Here is a 1282-nt window from a genome sequence, read left to right on the forward strand (position 1 = left end):
GCATCGGCCGTGGCCTGCGCCTGGCCACCGAAACGCTGGCGCATGAGCTGGCACGCCCCGGTGCGCCGATGCCGGACTGGAGCGGCCTGCACTGGCAACTCGCCGCAGCCGCGGCGGTCGCGCACGGCGTGGCGCCACTGCTGAGCCAGCGCTCGCAATGGCCGGACCGGCCGTGGCGCGCGTTCCTGGAGGGGCAACGCGAACACGTGGCGCAGCGCTACCAACGCATCGCCGCGTTGCTGCAGCGGATCGACGCCCTGGCGCAGACCGCCGGCCTGGCGATCGTGCCGCTGAAAGGCGCGGCGCTGCATGCGCAAGGCCTGTATCGGCCGGGCGACCGGCCGATGGCCGACATCGACCTGCTGGTGCGCCCCGAGGACGCCGAGCGTGCCGCGACTTTGCTCGCCGCGCTGGGCTACGTGGCCGAGTTCGCGCAGTGGAAGCACCAGACCTTCCGTCCAGCGCAGGCGCAGGCGGTGGGTGGCCTGGGCGAGCACCGCGACACGCCGATCAACATCGAACTGCACGTGCGCATCCAGGAGCGCCTGCCGCTGCGCACGGTCGACCTCGGTACGCAGCTCCTGCCGGGCGACGGCAGGCCCGGCCTGAATCCCTACCCCAGCAACGGCGCGCTGATGCGCCACCTGCTGCTGCACGCGGCCGGCGGACTGTGCAGCCGCAGCCTGCGGCTGATGCACCTGCACGACCTGGCCTTGCTCGCTCCGCGCATGCGCGCCAGCGACTGGCAGATGCTGACCGGCACCGACGCCTGGTGGGCATGGCCGCCGCTGCGGTTGATGCTGCGTTACTACCGCGCGGTGATTCCGTCGGCGGTGCTCAAGCAACTGCGCGCGCAGTGTCCGCCGCTGTTGCGGCTGCGCGCGCGCGGATTGGACCTGACCGCGGCGTCATGCTCGCAACTGTGGCTGCCGGCGCTGCCCGGCATCGAATGGGCGCGTTCGGGCGGCGAGGTGCTGGACTATCTGCGCCAGCGCCTGCAGCCCTCGGCGGCAAGCCGCCAGGAACGCGCCGAGATGATCCGCACCCAACTGTGGTTGCAGGGCCAGGACTGGGTGCGCCTGCCGCAGCGCCGCCGCGTGCTGCAGCGCCTGCTGCGTCCGGTGCCGCGCATGGACACGCTGTACGCGGTGCGCACCGCGCTGCAGGGCTATGCGCCGTCGTCGGAATGACGCACGCCCCCTAGAGCGCGCAGTAAACGACCGTCGCAGGAGCGGCTTCAGCCGCGACAGCCGTTGTGGCGGCGCACGTCGCGGCTGAAGCC

1 protein-coding gene is annotated in these 1282 nt (G+C 72.5%); it reads left to right on the forward strand.

What is annotated here, in order from left to right; translation table 11 throughout:
* Positions 1 to 2 precede the first annotated feature (2 nt).
* The gene (locus tag D183_RS0123560) at positions 3 to 1190 is read left to right on the forward strand and encodes a nucleotidyltransferase family protein (protein WP_081613430.1); all 1188 of its coding nucleotides are present in this window, start codon (positions 3 to 5) and stop codon (positions 1188 to 1190) included.
* The last annotated feature ends 92 nt before the right edge of the window (positions 1191 to 1282 follow it).

Origin of the sequence: Xanthomonas sp. SHU 199, assembly GCF_000364665.1 — a bacterium.
Taxonomy (GTDB): Bacteria; Pseudomonadota; Gammaproteobacteria; order Xanthomonadales; family Xanthomonadaceae; genus Xanthomonas_A; species Xanthomonas_A sontii.